At 45.5% G+C, this 15,720-nt stretch carries 14 protein-coding genes; 1 reads left to right on the top strand and 13 read right to left on the bottom strand.

The window, feature by feature from the left end; all coding sequences use genetic code 11:
* Positions 1-8: 8 nt before the first annotated feature.
* The 9 genes from BLHYD_RS07845 to BLHYD_RS07805 all read right to left on the bottom strand — a co-directional run bounded on the left by BLHYD_RS07845 (position 9) and on the right by BLHYD_RS07805 (position 9,494).
* The gene (locus BLHYD_RS07845; protein ID WP_005945451.1) at positions 9-1,763 is read right to left on the bottom strand and encodes an NADH-ubiquinone oxidoreductase-F iron-sulfur binding region domain-containing protein; all 1,755 of its coding nucleotides are present in this window, start codon (positions 1,761-1,763) and stop codon (positions 9-11) included.
* 11 nt (positions 1,764-1,774) lie between these two features.
* Positions 1,775-2,293, bottom strand: a complete 519-nt coding sequence (nuoE, locus tag BLHYD_RS07840; protein ID WP_005945448.1) for an NADH-quinone oxidoreductase subunit NuoE — start codon at positions 2,291-2,293, stop codon at positions 1,775-1,777.
* A 143-nt stretch (positions 2,294-2,436) separates the two neighbouring features.
* On the bottom strand, positions 2,437-3,183 hold the full coding sequence (locus BLHYD_RS07835; RefSeq protein ID WP_005945444.1) for a ClpP family protease: 747 nt from the start codon (positions 3,181-3,183) through the stop codon (positions 2,437-2,439).
* 89 nt (positions 3,184-3,272) lie between these two features.
* Entirely contained in the window at positions 3,273-4,001 is a 729-nt protein-coding gene (locus BLHYD_RS07830; protein ID WP_005945442.1) for a YebC/PmpR family DNA-binding transcriptional regulator, read from the bottom strand.
* Positions 4,002-4,013: 12 nt separating this feature from the next.
* On the bottom strand, positions 4,014-5,339 hold the full coding sequence (locus BLHYD_RS07825; RefSeq protein ID WP_242648366.1) for a hemolysin family protein: 1,326 nt from the start codon (positions 5,337-5,339) through the stop codon (positions 4,014-4,016).
* A 223-nt stretch (positions 5,340-5,562) separates the two neighbouring features.
* Positions 5,563-5,910 (bottom strand): type II toxin-antitoxin system PemK/MazF family toxin, encoded by a 348-nt coding sequence (locus BLHYD_RS07820; RefSeq protein ID WP_040350350.1) that lies wholly within the window; start codon positions 5,908-5,910, stop codon positions 5,563-5,565.
* A 149-nt stretch (positions 5,911-6,059) separates the two neighbouring features.
* Positions 6,060-7,214: an alanine racemase gene (alr, locus tag BLHYD_RS07815; protein WP_005945434.1), complete on the bottom strand. Its 1,155-nt coding sequence runs from the start codon at positions 7,212-7,214 to the stop codon at positions 6,060-6,062.
* Positions 7,153-8,715, bottom strand: coding sequence for an NAD(P)H-hydrate dehydratase (locus BLHYD_RS07810; RefSeq protein ID WP_081447102.1), 1,563 nt, complete (start codon positions 8,713-8,715; stop codon positions 7,153-7,155). Before BLHYD_RS07810 ends, alr begins: the two co-directional genes overlap by 62 nt.
* Positions 8,716-8,846: 131 nt before the next feature.
* Entirely contained in the window at positions 8,847-9,494 is a 648-nt protein-coding gene (locus tag BLHYD_RS07805) for a redox-sensing transcriptional repressor Rex (RefSeq protein WP_005945428.1), read from the bottom strand.
* A gap of 364 nt (positions 9,495-9,858) precedes the next feature.
* Here BLHYD_RS07805 and BLHYD_RS07800 point away from each other — a divergent pair, with 364 nt between their 5' ends.
* Positions 9,859-11,769 carry an ABC-F family ATP-binding cassette domain-containing protein gene (locus BLHYD_RS07800; RefSeq protein ID WP_040350266.1) on the top strand — a complete coding sequence of 637 codons (1,911 nt, stop codon included), beginning with the start codon at positions 9,859-9,861 and terminating at the stop codon, positions 11,767-11,769.
* 128 nt (positions 11,770-11,897) lie between these two features.
* Here the strand turns inward: BLHYD_RS07800 and BLHYD_RS07795 are convergent, their stop codons facing one another.
* The 4 genes from BLHYD_RS07795 to BLHYD_RS07780 all read right to left on the bottom strand — a co-directional run bounded on the left by BLHYD_RS07795 (position 11,898) and on the right by BLHYD_RS07780 (position 15,720).
* Positions 11,898-13,112 carry an NADP-dependent isocitrate dehydrogenase gene (locus BLHYD_RS07795; RefSeq protein ID WP_005945422.1) on the bottom strand — a complete coding sequence of 405 codons (1,215 nt, stop codon included), beginning with the start codon at positions 13,110-13,112 and terminating at the stop codon, positions 11,898-11,900.
* A gap of 111 nt (positions 13,113-13,223) precedes the next feature.
* Positions 13,224-14,060 carry a S8 family peptidase gene (locus BLHYD_RS07790; RefSeq protein WP_005945419.1) on the bottom strand — a complete coding sequence of 279 codons (837 nt, stop codon included), beginning with the start codon at positions 14,058-14,060 and terminating at the stop codon, positions 13,224-13,226.
* A 312-nt stretch (positions 14,061-14,372) separates the two neighbouring features.
* Positions 14,373-14,918, bottom strand: a complete 546-nt coding sequence (locus BLHYD_RS07785) for a YcxB family protein (RefSeq protein ID WP_005945416.1) — start codon at positions 14,916-14,918, stop codon at positions 14,373-14,375.
* 91 nt (positions 14,919-15,009) lie between these two features.
* On the bottom strand, positions 15,010-15,720 hold the full coding sequence (locus tag BLHYD_RS07780; protein ID WP_005945414.1) for a CpsB/CapC family capsule biosynthesis tyrosine phosphatase: 711 nt from the start codon (positions 15,718-15,720) through the stop codon (positions 15,010-15,012).

Here is a 15,720-nt window from a genome sequence, read left to right as displayed (position 1 = left end):
TTCCCCTCCTACACTCTCTTTACTGCATCAAATTTACAGGACTCTTCACACTTGCCACACTTGATACATACATTCGGGTCAATAGAATGAACTTTCTTCTTCTCACCGCTGATTGCACCAACCGGACATTTTCTTGCACAGGCACCGCAGCCCTTACAGTTATCTGTAATCTCATAGTGAATCAGAGCCTTACAGGATTTTGCAGTACAGGTGTGGTTGTAAATATGATCTTCATACTCGTTTCTAAAGTAGCGGATGGTCGTCAGCACCGGGTTCGGAGCAGTCTGTCCCAGACCACACATCGCACCGTCTTTAATCTTGCCCGCCAGCTCTTCTAGCAGCTCAATGTCTCCGTCTTTTCCTTCGCCGCGGGTGATTCTCTCCAGAATCTCCAGCATTCTCTTGGTACCGATACGGCAGTAATTACATTTACCGCAGGACTCTTTCTTCGTGAAATCTAGGAAGTAACGGGCCATATCCACCATACAGGTATTCTCGTCCATGACGATCATACCACCGGAGCCAACGATCGCTCCCGTCTTATTGATATCTTCGTAGGTAACAGGGGTGTCGATCAACTGAGCAGGAATACACCCGCCAGACGGACCTCCCATCTGTACCGCCTTGAAGTTTTTATCGTTTTTGATACCTCCGCCGATACCATAGATGACCTCTTTCAACGGAAGTCCCATTGGAACCTCAACCAGACCACCTTTTTTAATCTTTCCTGCCAGTGCAAATACCTTTGTACCTTTACTCTGGGCAGTTCCCATTGCAGCGAATGCTTCTCCGCCATTGGCGAAAATCCACGGTACGTTGGCATAAGTCTCAACGTTATTGATATTCGTAGGAAGCTTCCAGTAACCCTTTGCTGCTGGGAATGGTGGTTTCAGACGAGGCATACCTCTCTCACCTTCCAGAGAAGCAATCAACGCAGTCTCCTCTCCACATACAAAGGCACCGGCACCAGCCTTGATACGGATGTCAAAACTGAAATCGGTTCCGAACAAGTTCTTTCCTAAAAATCCTTTTTCTCTTGCCTGCTCCATTGCAATTTCCAGACGGGCAATCGCCAACGGATACTCTGCACGGCAGTAAATTACACCCTCGGTTGCTCCCGCCGCGAAGCCACCGATAATCATACCTTCCAACAGAGAATGCGGGTCGCCTTCCAAAACGGAACGGTCCATGAACGCACCCGGGTCACCCTCGTCGGCATTACATACCATATATTTCTGTGCACCGGCATTGGATTTGATCGCATTCCATTTAAACCAGGTGGGGAAGCCTGCGCCTCCACGTCCACGCAGACCGGATACCTTTACAACCTCGATGACTTCATCCTGTGTCATCGTAGTGATAACCTTCTTCGCTGCCTCATATCCACCTTTTGCTATGTACTCATCAATCTTCTCCGGGTTGATCAGACCACAGTTTCTCAAAACCACACGTCTTTGCTGGGAAAGGAAGGTCTTATCCTCCTCAGAAATCGTGTACTCTGCCACCGGCTCGCCGCCGATCAAATGTTTTTCCACAACCTCAGCTACCTTTTCCGGCTGAAGCTTTACATATCTCGCCTCTAATTCCCCGTTGTCCTTGTACACGTCCACGATGGGCTCTAGATAACAGGTACCGATACATCCGGTCTTGTCGATCACGACATTGTCCAGCTTTTTCTCAGCTACAAGTCTCTCGAACTCGTTAGAGGTTTTCTTAGCGCCTGTAGCAATACCACAGCTACCTTGTCCTATTACAACTTTCATTTTTTTACCTCCTACGCATTCTTTGCCTTGTAATCATCTAAAATCTTAGTTACAGAAGATTTTGTCAGGTTACCAAAGGTCTCCTCGCCGTCGACAGTCTTCACCATCATCACCGGCGCCAGAGAACAACATCCCAGACAGGCAACCGCATTCAGCGTAAACAGACCGTCCTCCGTGGTCTCTCCATCCTGAATCCCCAAATGTTCACTGACTGCCTCCTGAATCATATCAGCGCCATTTACATGGCAAGCAGTACCTTTACAGAGCATAATCAGATATTTTCCAATTGGCTGCAGACGGAACTGTGCGTAAAAAGTCGCCACGCCATAAATCTTTGCAGGCATGATTCCGGTCCTCTCAGAAATATAGTTGATTGCATCCATAGAGAGATAGCCATAAATATCCTGTGTCTTCTGCAGAATGGTAATAAGGCTTCCCGGTACTTTCGCATACTTTTCCAGTACAGGAGCCAGCTCGGCGAAATTCCCATCGGAACTTGCGCCGCTTTGACATCCACACGTCTTGCTCATCTCTTGTCCCTCCTAAGCATAATCGTTATTATATTATCAATAGAAGAATTATATCACAAAAGAACAAACAAGGGAACTAAAAACCCAAAAATTTTGTTTATTTTATGCGGAAATTCTAGGAAAAACCTCAATAAAATTAACTTTTATAGGTTAGCTTCAACTACCTCCAATTTGTTTCTTTCCACAGTTTTCTTCTGCCCATTTTCTCCAATCATCTGATGAAGCTTTGCCAACGCTTCTTTAATGCCTCCTACTTCATCAATCAGCCCTTCACGGACCGCATCTTCTCCCTCCAACATCGTCCCTACATCCTTGACCAGCTGAGAGGTATCCAGCATCAGCTCCTCCAACCTCTGCTGAGTGATATGGGAATGACCCGCGATAAATGATGTAATTCTATCCTGAATTTTTTCCATATTTCTATAGGTCTGAGCAACACCGATAAACATTCCATTGGAGCGAACTGGATGAATCACCATCGTCGCACTGGGAACCACGAAGGAATAGTCCGCTGAGACCGCCATGGGAACTCCGATAGAATGGCCTCCTCCCAGAACCAGAGACACTGTCGGAACACTAAGTGACGCGATCATCTCCGCAATAGCCAATCCCGCTTCCACATCGCCTCCTACTGTATTTAGCAAGACCAAGAGTCCATCCACATTCTGGTCATCCTCAATCATTGCAAGCTTTGGCAGTACGTGTTCATATTTCGTGGTTTTGCTGTGATTAGGTGCAGATTCATGCCCCTCCACTTCTCCGATAATTGTCAACAAATGTATCCTGTGCTTTCCAGAATTCTCTTCTAGCGTCACCTGTCCCATATCTTTGATCTGCTCATTGACAGCCTGATCTTCTTCCCGTTCTTCTTTTTTGTTTGTCTCTGACATAAAAAATACCTCCAGATTTTCAATATTCTAGAGGTATTATCCACCATATTCCCTATAATTATTCCAAAGGCAAAAAGCACACGGTTTCTTTACTCATCCCAATTGTGCCATACATCGGTCACATCATCGTCATCTTCCAAAAGCTCTAAGGTCTTTTGCAAATCTTTCACAGCTTTCTCCTCTGTCAGTTCCACATAAGTCTGAGGAATCATTGCCACCTGCGCCTCTAGCATCGGCACCCCTTCTTTTTCCAGCGTCTCCCTTACCACACTGAAGTCATCTGGCGCTGTAAGTACCTCATAGCTGTCTTCCTCTTCATTGAAATCTTCTGCTCCCGCATCCAAAGCTGCCATCATCAGATCATCGGCATTCATCTCACAGTCTTCTTTTGCGATGATAATCTGCCCTTTCTTGTCAAACATAAAGGACACACATCCTTGCACGCCGATACTGCCATTCCCCTTTGAAAACGCGCTTCTGACATTTGCCGCGGTGCGGTTTTTATTATCTGTCAGTGCCTCCACGATAATTGCGATTCCATTAGGTCCATAGCCCTCATAAGTAACCGCTTCATAGTTATCCGCTGATGCATCTCCGGCTGCCTTTTTAATTCCACGGTCAATGGTGTCATTGGGCATATTATTCGCTTTCGCCTTCGCGATCACATCTCGCAGCTTGCTGTTATTAGCCGGGTCTGGTCCACCTTCCTTCACCGCAATCACAATCTCACGGCCGATCACCGTGAAAATCTTCCCCTTTTTCGCATCGTTTTTTTCTTTCTTATGCTTAATATTCGCAAATTTTGAATGTCCTGACATTTTTTGTCTCCTTTATTTCTTCTCTTCCAAAGGCGTCTGAGCCGCGGAAGGTAATTTTCTCGCTTTTACTTTTTGTATTGTGTTGTTCTCCACGGACAGAATCTCAAAGCGATAGCCGTTGGCAATCACTTCCTTGTCCTTGATCGTGGGAATGTGATCCAGCATATAAGTCAGATACCCATTCAAAGTCTCCATCTCCTGGTCTCCAAATTCCATGCCCAGCTCCTCTTCTAACTCTTCTAGCCGAGTAAAACCGTCGATGATCACACTCTGATCAAGCTGAGGCTGAATATTTGCCTCCTCCTCATCGTACTCATCATGGATTTCTCCCACGATTTCTTCCAGAATGTCCTCCATAGCCACCAGTCCTTCTGTCTGGCCATATTCATCTACCACCACTACCATGTGCGTCTTTCTGGCTTGCATTCCCTGCAAAATCTGATTAATTCCCCGGGTCTCAGGGATAAAAACCACTGACCGAATCAACCCCGGAAGCTCTCGCAGTGGTCTTTCGCCTGCTCTCTCGCTTTTGGTGATGATAGGTACCACATCTCTGAAATTTAAAACTCCCAGAATATTATCCAAATCCTCCACATACACCGGATAGCGTGAGTACCCCTCTTCTAGCATGATCTCTATAGCATCGTTTAAGGTCATCTGCGCGTCCAATGCTGTAATATTCATCCTCGGAGTCATGATATCTTTTGCTTCCTTCTCACTGAAACTAATCAGATTCTGAATCATCTCTGCTTCAGATTCCTCGATGACTCCCTGTTCATGGGCCTCGCCCACCATGGAGATAATCTCTTCCTCCGTCACGTCCCCTTGTACTTTCTTCGCGTCAAGACCAAGAAGTCTTGTCAGCCCAGCCGATATACCGGAAATGAGGCTAGTCAGCGGTGTCAAAATTGTAATCACCAGACTGACAATACCTAAAAACAGATAAGACACTCTCTTTGGATAAAAAGTACTCACTTTTTTAAAAGACAAAATTCCAAGAGATGCCAACAGAATCACCGATACTACAATCACAACAGCATATGCAATTCTCTGGTCTATGTAAGGCACAAGAAGCTCTGCAAAAGAGTGCACGCCAAAAGTGCCGTAACACACCCCCAAAAGTGTAGTGGACGCCAAAATCGAACTAATCAGCCGTCCAGGATTCTGCATAATTTTCCATAGCTTCGCCGCTTTGCGGTTTCCTCCCAGGGCTTCTTTCTCCACATCCGTTTGGTTCATACGTTGAATGGCCGCTCCAAAGCCATACAAGATGCCATTCAGCAATATGAACAACACGAACAGAAAACACCCCCAGAGAGGTCGACTGCTATCATCCATATATCTCTCCTCAAATTCTTCGTAAGCAGTCAGGCTGTGTGTGCCAATCTCCTGCATACTTAGACATGAAAGTAAGAGATCCTCACACATTTCACTGGCTCAAATCTCTCATTTTCTCTGTCCATTCCATTTTATTTCGCCATCCCTTAGATCTCTTGGGATTTCACTTATAAAACTATATCATTTTCCCGCCTGTTCGTCAAGATTCTCTCATACAATCCTGCTATGTAGTCAGCTCTAGACTGATCTCCAGGGCGTGATTCACCTTATCTAGCATTGCCTGGTCCAAATGACATACCTTGTCTTTCAGCCTACGCTTGTCAATCGTACGAAGCTGTTCCAGAAGAATCACGGAATCTTTGACGATATCGTACTCCGTCGAATCTATCTCAATATGAGTCGGCAGTTTCGCTTTGTTCATCTTCGATGTAATCGCCGCACAGATCACTGTGGGACTGTGTTTATTTCCCACATCGTTTTGAACAATCAAAACCGGCCGGATGCCCCCTTGCTCACTTCCCACTACTGGCCGCAGATCTGCATAATAGATATCCCCTCTTTTAATAATCACACAATTCACACTCCGATTCCTAGGTTTTTGCAATGAGAACAGGAAGCAGCTTCCCAGCTTTAAGATTCCCCCCTGTCTTCTCATCAGCTATAGTATTCCCATATTCTTCTGATGTATACGAATTGCGTTGTCTTTGCCCCTTTTTGCTCTTACAGCTCTTCTATCTCCTTGTGATTCTGAATATAGACTCTCGGAACCCGTGATCCAATATCACAGACAAATTCATAGGGGAACCTGCCTGAGAGCCTTGCCAACTCTTCCACAGACAAAAATGCCTGATGATCCCACCCAATCAGTGTAACCTCGTCGTGCTGACGCACCTGAGGGATATCCGTCACATCCACCATGAACTGGTCCATACAGACTCTTCCTAAAATCGGAGCCTTCTGTCCATGTACTAAAATCCAGCCCTTGTTTGAAAGACTTCTGGGATATCCATCCGCGTAACCCACAGGAATTGTGGCAATTTTCGTCTCCTTCTCTGTCACATAAGTTCCCCCGTAACTGACCGCACAGCCAGCCGGCACAGTCTTCACGTAAGCAATTTGAGCTTTCCATTCCATTGCCGGTCTTAAAAAAAGCTTTTCTCTCTCCACTTCATCCGACGGATAGATACCGTACATAATGATGCCAGCCCTGACCAAATCTAAGTATGCTCTCGGTACACACATAATTCCCGCACTGTTGGCACAGTGGCGAATCGGCACAGTCACCCCTTCCTGCGAAAGCCATTGGCAAAACTGTTCATACTGTCTAAGCTGCTCTGCCGTATACGTCAAATCTGCCTCGTCCGCCTTCGCAAAATGGGTAAACAGTCCTTCAATCTCCAAAAAATCCAATTTCTGGATTTTTTGGATTTCTCTGACGCTCTCTTTTTGAACTGGAAAGCCAATTCTAGCCATCCCTGTATCCAACGCCAGATGAATATGTACGGTCTTTCCTTGGCGTGCCGCTTCTTGAGACAGTCTCTTAGCCGTGCTGTACTGAAAGACAGTCGGACGAATCTCTTCTCTTACCAGCAAAGCATCATCTTCCTGAAATGTGTACCCCAATACCAAGATTGGTTTATGTATTCCCGCTTCCCGCAGCTGCCCCGCCTCCTGTGCGGTAGCGGTGGCGAAGCCCCAGACATACTCATAGCTCTCCACAGTTTTCGCAATAGCGAGTGCTCCATGCCCGTACCCATCAGCCTTAATCACGGCCATCATCTTAGTCTCCTTAGGAAGCTTCCGGTGCATTTCCTCAAAATTTTGCGCAATCGCGTCCAGCGATATAGATACCTTTGTTCGACTGTTTTTCTCCATTTTTATCAACTCCTCGTTTGAAAACTTCAGGCAAGGCTCCAATGATATCCTGTGCCGTCATGCTTCTGTCTCCTTTTCTGCCACAAGCCACATCTCCTGCGCATCCATGCAGGTACACTGCCAGTGCTGCCATATGCGCTGGGTCCTCTCCCACCGCTAACAAAGCAGCTGTAATACCTGTCAACACGTCTCCGCTTCCTGCCGTGGCCATCCCTGAGTTTCCGCTTAAATTCACCCACGATCTCCCGTCCGGAACAGCTATCACCGTCCGCGCATCTTTGAGCACGCAGATTACCTGATGCCTTTTCGCAAATTCATCGGCTGAGTGAAACGGTTCTCTTTGAATCTCTTCCAACGTTTTACCCGTCATTCTCGACATCTCCATCAGATGCGGCGTGAACACACAAGTCTTCGGCAGCTTCTTCGCCCAGTGGGGATTTTTACCAAAAAGATTCAGAGCATCTGCGTCCAGCACCAAAGGTTTCGCACAATTTTCCAGTAAAAATTGCAACAGACTACACTCTTGAGGGCCTTGACCAAGTCCTGGACCGGCCGCTACCACATCGCACCACTCCAAATCCTCTTTAAGCATCTGAAAATCTGCCTGTCCCTCAGCATAAGTAGACAACAGTGCCTCCGGTAACAAAGTCTGCAAAATCTCCCTGTTCTCCTGTGCAGTATGAATCTTTACCATTCCTGCCCCGCTGCGCAGACAAGCGCTTGCACATAGATAGGCCGCTCCCGCCATCTGCCTAGAACCTGCCAGAAACAGTACTTTTCCAAAGCTTCCCTTGTTTCCGTTCTCTGCTCTTTTCGGCAGCAGACACCTCACATCCTGCCATTCCACCGCGTGCGTGTACGCCTCGGGAGTCTCATTTTTTCTCTCATAGATGCCGATGTCGGCCACACACGTCTCACCAGCCCATTCACATCCCGGATAGAGACAGAGCCCTTTTTTGAGAAACGCAAAAGTCACCGTCTCATCAGCCCTCACCGCGTGGCCCAGAATGCGGCCACTGTCTGAACACAGCCCAGAGGGGACATCCACCGCAACCTTACGTGCAAAAGTCTGATTGATCTGTTTTATCGCTTCTAGATAAAATCCAGTCACATTCCTAGACAGGCCCACCCCAAAAATTGCATCCACAATAGTAGTATATTCATTCCAGGATGGGTTATTAACCAAAGAAACACAATATTTTTTCGCAATCTCCAATTGCTGCCTTAATTCTGGGGAATATCGCTGTTCTTCTCCTAGACAGCACACGTTTACGTCGTAGCCTTTCAGATGAAGAATTCGCCCCACAGCCACACCATCTGCGCCATTGTTGCCAGTTCCACAGACTACCAAAACACACTTCAAAGTCTCGGCTTTTTTCTCCAACGCATCAACCACCGCAAGAGCAGCTCTCTCCATCAATATCAACGATGGCATCTTCATCTCTTCTATCGCATATTGATCCAATTCTTTTGCCTGAACACTACTTACAACTGTCTTCATCCGTCCTGCCTCCTTTTCACCGCAGGTCATCTACTGTAATATACCCGCAGCAACTTTTCATAAAATTCCCCTCACAGGAAAAGCTGCTGCAGGCCTCTCTCACATTTGTGACACCATACAGCAGCTTATTCTTATTTCTCTTTGTGGTCTCTCGTATATTTGCTCAAATTATAAGAAAGCGTCATCAGGCTCTCTGACAGATGTACATTCTCCACAATGACATCTTCCGGCACATCCAAATCAATATGAGCAAAATTCCATATCGCTTTGATCCCATTTTTCACTAATATTTCCGCCATATCTGCTGCCCGATTCTTAGGAAGTGTTAAAACTGCAATCTCCACTTTTTTTTCTTTTAAGAAAAAGGGCAAGTCACTGATCATCTTGATCTCAATTCCACGAACTCCCATACCTTCCAGCACCGGATTAATATCAAAAATCCCGACCAGTTCAAATCCCCGCTTTTCAAAGTCTACATAGTTCGCAAGAGCCTGTCCCAAGTTACCGGCACCTAAGATAATCATCGGATGCAGTATGTCCAAACCTAAGATTTTTCCAATCTCGGTGTACAAATATTTCACGTTATATCCATACCCCTGCTGTCCAAACCCGCCAAAATTATTTAGATCCTGCCGGATCTGAGAAGCCGTCACCTTCATCTTTTTACTCAGGTCATTGGAAGATATACGCTCCACACCCTCTTCAATCAACTCACCTAAATATCGGTAATATCTTGGCAATCGTTTGATCACTGCTTTGGAAATTTCTTTTTCTTCCACCAGTCATCCCTCCTTACGATATAGAACAATTATATATAGCTGACAAAATATTGTCAATCCTATCCCGCAATTTCGTTAAATATTTTGTAACTATTCAGCCATGCGACTGATAAGAACAAAAATCCGGAGCAAGCTTGCTTGCAGAGGAGATTTGCCCTTATCAGGCATATGGCGCTTAGCCATAAGCGAGGATTTCGCCGCATATGCGGCGATATAAGCTGCACAGCAGCTAATCTGAGCTGTTATGGCTGAATAGTTACAATATTTTAAGCCGCACACCTCAGATGTTCTCCTAAGTATATTGTGTTTTCTGTTTTTTTCGCTATAATGATACTGTATGTTACGTAAAAATTGGAGGTTTACTATGATTTTAGCATGTCAAAACATTCATAAAGCTTTCGGTGAGAATCTCATTCTCGAAAATGCCTCTTTTCATATAGAAGAGCGGGAGAAAGCCGCCCTGATCGGAAACAATGGCGCTGGAAAAACTACTCTTTTGCGCCTCATCATAAGAGAACTGCCGACAGATTCCGGGGAAGTCATCCTTGCCAAAGACAAAACTCTAGGGTATCTAGCACAGTACCAGGAGGTCGCTACAGATCTTACTGTCTATGATGAGCTTCTGACCACCAAGCAATATATTTTGGACTTAGAAGACCAGATACGCCAGTTAGAACGACACATGAAACATGCCACAGGCAGCGAATTAGAAAGCATGATGGACACCTATACCCGTCTCACCCACAGTTTTGAACTGGAAAACGGCTATGCCTACCGCAGTGAGATTACAGGTGTCTTAAAGGGATTGGGATTTGAAGAAGCCGACTTTCAAAAACAGGTTACCACACTCTCAGGTGGGCAAAAAACCCGGGTAGCTCTCGGTAAACTGCTTCTGAGCCAACCTGATATTCTCCTGTTGGATGAGCCCACCAACCACCTGGATATGGACTCTATAAGGTGGTTAGAGACGTATCTTTTGAACTATCCCGGAGCAGTGCTCATTGTCTCCCATGACCGCTATTTTCTAGATAGAGTTGTCACGAAAGTCGTAGAGATCGAAAACGCTCAGATACGCACTTACATGGGAAACTATTCGGACTACAGTGAAAAAAAGGCCCAGATTCGAGACGCCCAGTACAAGGCATACCTAAATCAACAGCAGGAAATTCGTCACCAGAAAGCAGTCATCGCCAAGCTGCGTTCCTTTAACCGTGAGAAATCCATCCGCCGCGCTGAGAGTCGCGAAAAAATGCTGGATAAAATTCAGGTCTTAGACAAGCCTGTCATGGAACAAGAGCGAATGCGTATCCAACTGGAACCTCGGACGATCAGCGGGAATGATGTGTTGGCCGTGGAAGGTTTGACCAAATCCTTTCCCGGACAAAAACTTTTCTCAGAACTCTCTTTTGAGATCAAGCGAGGAGAAAGAGTCGCTCTCATCGGCAGCAATGGCACCGGAAAGACCACGATACTAAAAATTATCAATGGACTAGTAAGCGCCGACGCTGGAAAAATCAACCTGGGCTCAAAAGTACAAATTGGATATTATGACCAGGAGCACCATGTACTGCACTCGGAAAAATCCATATTTCAAGAAATTTCTGACACCTATCCGACTCTGACTGAGACGCAGATTCGCAACATGCTAGCCGCGTTTTTGTTTACTGGAGATGACGTCTTCAAACCTATCTCCTCTTTGTCAGGTGGGGAAAAAGGACGAGTATCCCTGGCAAAATTAATGCTGTCCGAGGCCAACTTTTTGATTTTGGATGAGCCGACAAACCATCTGGACATCGCCTCCAAAGAAATTTTAGAGGAAGCTTTGAATAGTTATACAGGTACCGTTTTTTGTGTGTCTCATGACCGGTATTTTATCAATCAGACGGCCACCCGCATTTTAGATTTAACCAATCAAAGCCTTGTCAATTACATAGGAAACTATGATTACTATCTGGAAAAGCAAGAAGAACTGACACAAAAATACGCTCCCGCCTTCACCCAGCAGACAGCCACAAAAGAAATCTCTCAGACCAAGCTCAGCTGGCAGCAGAAAAAAGAAGAGCAGGCCAGACAGAGAAAATTGGAAAACGAGCTGAAAAAAACGGAGCAAAGAATTGAAGAACTGGAAACCAGGGATCAGGAGATTGATGAGACTTTGGCGCTGCCGGAAGTCTGTACCAACGTAGCCGAATGTCTGAAGCTGAGCAGAGAAAAAGAAAAAATAGCCCAGGAGTTGGAGATTTTATACGAACGCTGGGAAGAACTTGCCCAGTAAAGAGAAAATGGTAAGACTACTTTCGCTTTCAGGCGCAGCAAATTCTTTCCTGTCACAATGAGACCTCAAAAGGCCATCTGTCTATGAATGAAGTTGACAGATGGCCTTTTCCATATCAAAATTTCTTTTTATTCCGCCAGCAGTTTTTCCAGTTCTCCCCTCACCGCCTGGATAAATGCCTCACTGTTCAGCACCACCGGATTTTCCAGAGTGGTAATCAGCGCCAAATCCTTAGTCATCCGTCCTGACTCGATGGTGGCGATGGTCGCCTGTTCCAGTTTGCCGGCAAAGTCGGATAAAACATGATTTCCATCCAGCTCGCCTCGCTTTCTCAGAGCCCCTGTCCAGGCAAAAATTGTCGCCACAGAGTTTGTGGAAGTCTCTTCCCCTTTCAGATGTCTGTAATAATGGCGCTGAACTGTCCCGTGAGCAGCCTCATACTCGTAATATCCATGAGGTGAAACCAGCACAGAAGTCATCATCGCCAGAGAACCAAAAGCTGAAGAGACCATATCGCTCATCACGTCCCCGTCATAATTTTTGCAGGCCCAGATAAATCCACCTTTCGCCTTCATCACGCGGGCCACAATATCATCGATCAGACTGTAGAAATAAGTAAGCCCTTGTGCCCGGAATTTTTCCTTGAATTCTTTCTCATAAATCTCCTCAAAAATATTCTTAAAACGTGCATCGTAAGTCTTTGAGATCGTATCCTTACAGCCGAACCACAAGTCTTGCTTCGTATCCAACGCATAAGAAAAGCAACTTCTGGCAAAACTCTCCACGGAGGCATCCAGATTGTGCATTCCCATCAGTACTCCGGAGTTTTTAAATTCCTGAATCAGCATTCTTTTCTCAGAACCGTCCTCCCCGGTAAACACAAGCTCTGCTTTTCCCGGTTTTTCAATAGAAAGCTCTGTATTTTTATAGATATCTCCATACGCATGACGTGCGATTGTAATCGGCTTCTCCCAATTCTTTACACAAGGTTCAATCCCTTTTACTACAATTGGAGTCCGAAACACGGTCCCATCCAAAATCGCCCGAATCGTGCCGTTAGGGCTTTTCCACATTTTCTTAAGCTGATACTCATCCATCCTGGCGTGATTTGGCGTGATCGTCGCGCATTTTACAGCTACTCCATATTTCTTTGTAGCTTCTGCTGCCTGTACAGTGATCTGATCGTCGGTCTCATCCCGCTTTTTTAAACCCAAATCATAGTATTCTGTATTCAGCTCCACAAAAGGAAAAAGCAACTCTTCTTTGATCTTCTGCCAAAGAATCCGAGTCATCTCATCTCCATCCATCTCCACCAACGGAGTCTGCATCTTAATTTTATCCATCTTCCGCGTATCCTCCTTTATTTTATCCAGCCGGCAAGACCGTCAAAACCTCACCAGATTTTTCACTGACTCTTATTGTATCCGAGAATCGGACATTCGTCAATTTTTTCCTCAGCGTTCCAAAAACTTTTTCAAGTTGAATACCCCTCTGCCCTGCTGATTGTGAGACAGTCCCATATCATCTACACTCTCCAACAGTATTTTTTTCACCTGCACATTCGTCAAATCCGGATGCTTTTCCAGAAGCAGCGCGATTGCTCCCGAGATCAAAGGCGTGGACATCGAAGTCCCACTCTTTATTCCATAACCATTTTTGGAGCCAGGTGTACAAGCGACGATATGACTCCCAGGAGCCACTAAATCCGGCTTGCAGACACATTCAAAAGTCGGTCCACGCCCTGAAATTCCGCTTTTTCCCAGAAGCAGATCACTAGAACCCACCGTTATAATTTTCCGGCTGCTGCCCGGAGATGTCACACTGCCTGGATTTGGACCTCTGTTTCCCGCAGCAGCCACCACAATCAGTCCACTGTCCCAGGCTCTCTCCACCCCTTGTATCAGCACATCATTCTGGGAGGTATGATCGTAGGTGGTTCCCACAGAGATATTCACAATGCGAATCCCATATTCTTCCTTATTGCGAATCACCCAGTCCAGCGCTTTTAATACATCCTCTTTTCTTCCATTGCCATTCCGGTCTAGAACTTTCATTCCAATCAAAAGACAGCCCGGCGCAACTCCTCTGTATTTCCCACCAGATGCCTCTCCACTCCCCGCCAAAATGCCACAGACATGCGTTCCGTGACCATTGTCATCATAGGGAAATTCCCTCTGGTTAATATAGTCATAAAAGGCGACAATACGCCTACTCAAATCCATATGAGGATAAATTCCCGTATCCAGCACAGCTACACAGACACCTTTGCCTGTATAACTCAGATTTTCCATATTGCCACATCCTCAATTTCCGTCTCTCTTTACTATATGAAAAATCACGTCCCATGTTTCGTTTTCAAATAAGTATAAGCTGCGGATTGCTCCGTGCATCGCACTCCCTTATCCCCTCAATCTTAAGAGGTACAGTCCCACTTTGCGCGCAACCGCAAAGCGGTAAAATCCCTCATTGCGGCGTGCGCATCCACAGCGGAGCGTTAATGTGATAGGAAATGACTTTCACGCATTAGCGTGACAAGGTCTTTCCTATCACATTAAAAATCGGAAGCGCACAGAGACTTTCCTGACATCGCTTCCGACTAAAAATCATTTATTCTTTTTTTCCTGAGAGGGCTGCTTTATCACAGAATCCATAAATTTCGAAAATTCCATGCTGTCCCCTCTTTCAAAATCCTCTTTTTTTACCCAATAGACCACATCTTCAGCCTGAAAAAAATATCCATCCTCCATCTCACGGTAGTCTCTCACCTGTTTATAAGAGATCGAACGGTAATTGTCTCCCCATCCATATTGGAATCCTTTTTTGTAAAAATAAAAATTCGCTTTGATCATCTGGTCTTTTTTGTCTTTCAAAATCTTTCTGGTATGATGGTAAGGCTGTAGCACAATCAACACCATCGACGCCACAACAGCCACCGCCAAAACTATGCTGATGGATTTCGCTGAAATTCCAAAGAAAGCCACATTCTGCCCTTCGCTAGTACTTGACCAGTACAACAAAACCAAAGACGCCACCAAAGCCACCACTGCGGCGATAAAAAACATTCTCCTTGTCTTTTCATTTGCCAGCTTTTGCATCCTCAGGACATCTTTCTTTTGATAGACCGTCCGCACCTTATATAACGCTGTCATCTTTTGTTCCTCCGTTTCCCCTTGATGGTGATATTACCATCATATCACTTTGAGCAAAATTTCTCAACTATTTCCAAAATAGATACTTTTCTCACCGAAGTACAATCCTCCTTGGATTTTCTACAAAAATTTCTCTGGCATAGTCCTCCCCCATCTTCTTTATGACATAGTCCACACAAGGTTTGATAATGGGTCTGCGTATGTCAATTCTATGGGCATCCGTGCCTACAAAATGCAGCAAATCCTCTTTCATCAGTTTCTTACAAAAGCGTTTGACATTTCTTCCACCATCTCCGATAATGCTGCCTGCGTTTACCTGTATAAAAGCCCCCATATCCACAATTTCTTCCAAAAAATCCCAGTCTGCACAGACATCCGTATATCTCTCTATATGGGCGATAATCGGAAGGTACCCGTTTCTCAACAAATCATCCAAGCTCTCCTTGACATATTCCGTGCTCACATCATAGCGATACTCCGCAAGAACATACCTGGAGCTAGCCATACAGGGCCTTTCTTTCGCGCGCAACATTCTCACCATTCCGTCGTCCACATGGTATTCACAGCCAAGAAACAGCTGAATGCCTATCTTTTTTCCGATTTCCCTCAGCCGCAAAAACTGTTTGAGAATCTGCTCCATAGAAGTCTCAAACATGTCTCGACGAAAATGGGGGGTCACAATAATATAGCGGACCCCCTGTCTGTATTCCATTTTCAACATTTTTATTGCCTCATCCATATCTCTAGCCCCATCATCTACATAAGGCACAAGATGGCAATGTATATCAAACAGTCCTCGCAT

Origin of the sequence: Blautia hydrogenotrophica DSM 10507 (assembly GCF_034356035.1) — a bacterium.
Lineage (GTDB): Bacteria > Bacillota > Clostridia > Lachnospirales > Lachnospiraceae > Blautia_A > Blautia_A hydrogenotrophica.
The sequence above is the reverse complement of the archived record's forward strand: the minus strand, read 5'-3'. Positions and strand labels throughout refer to the sequence as shown.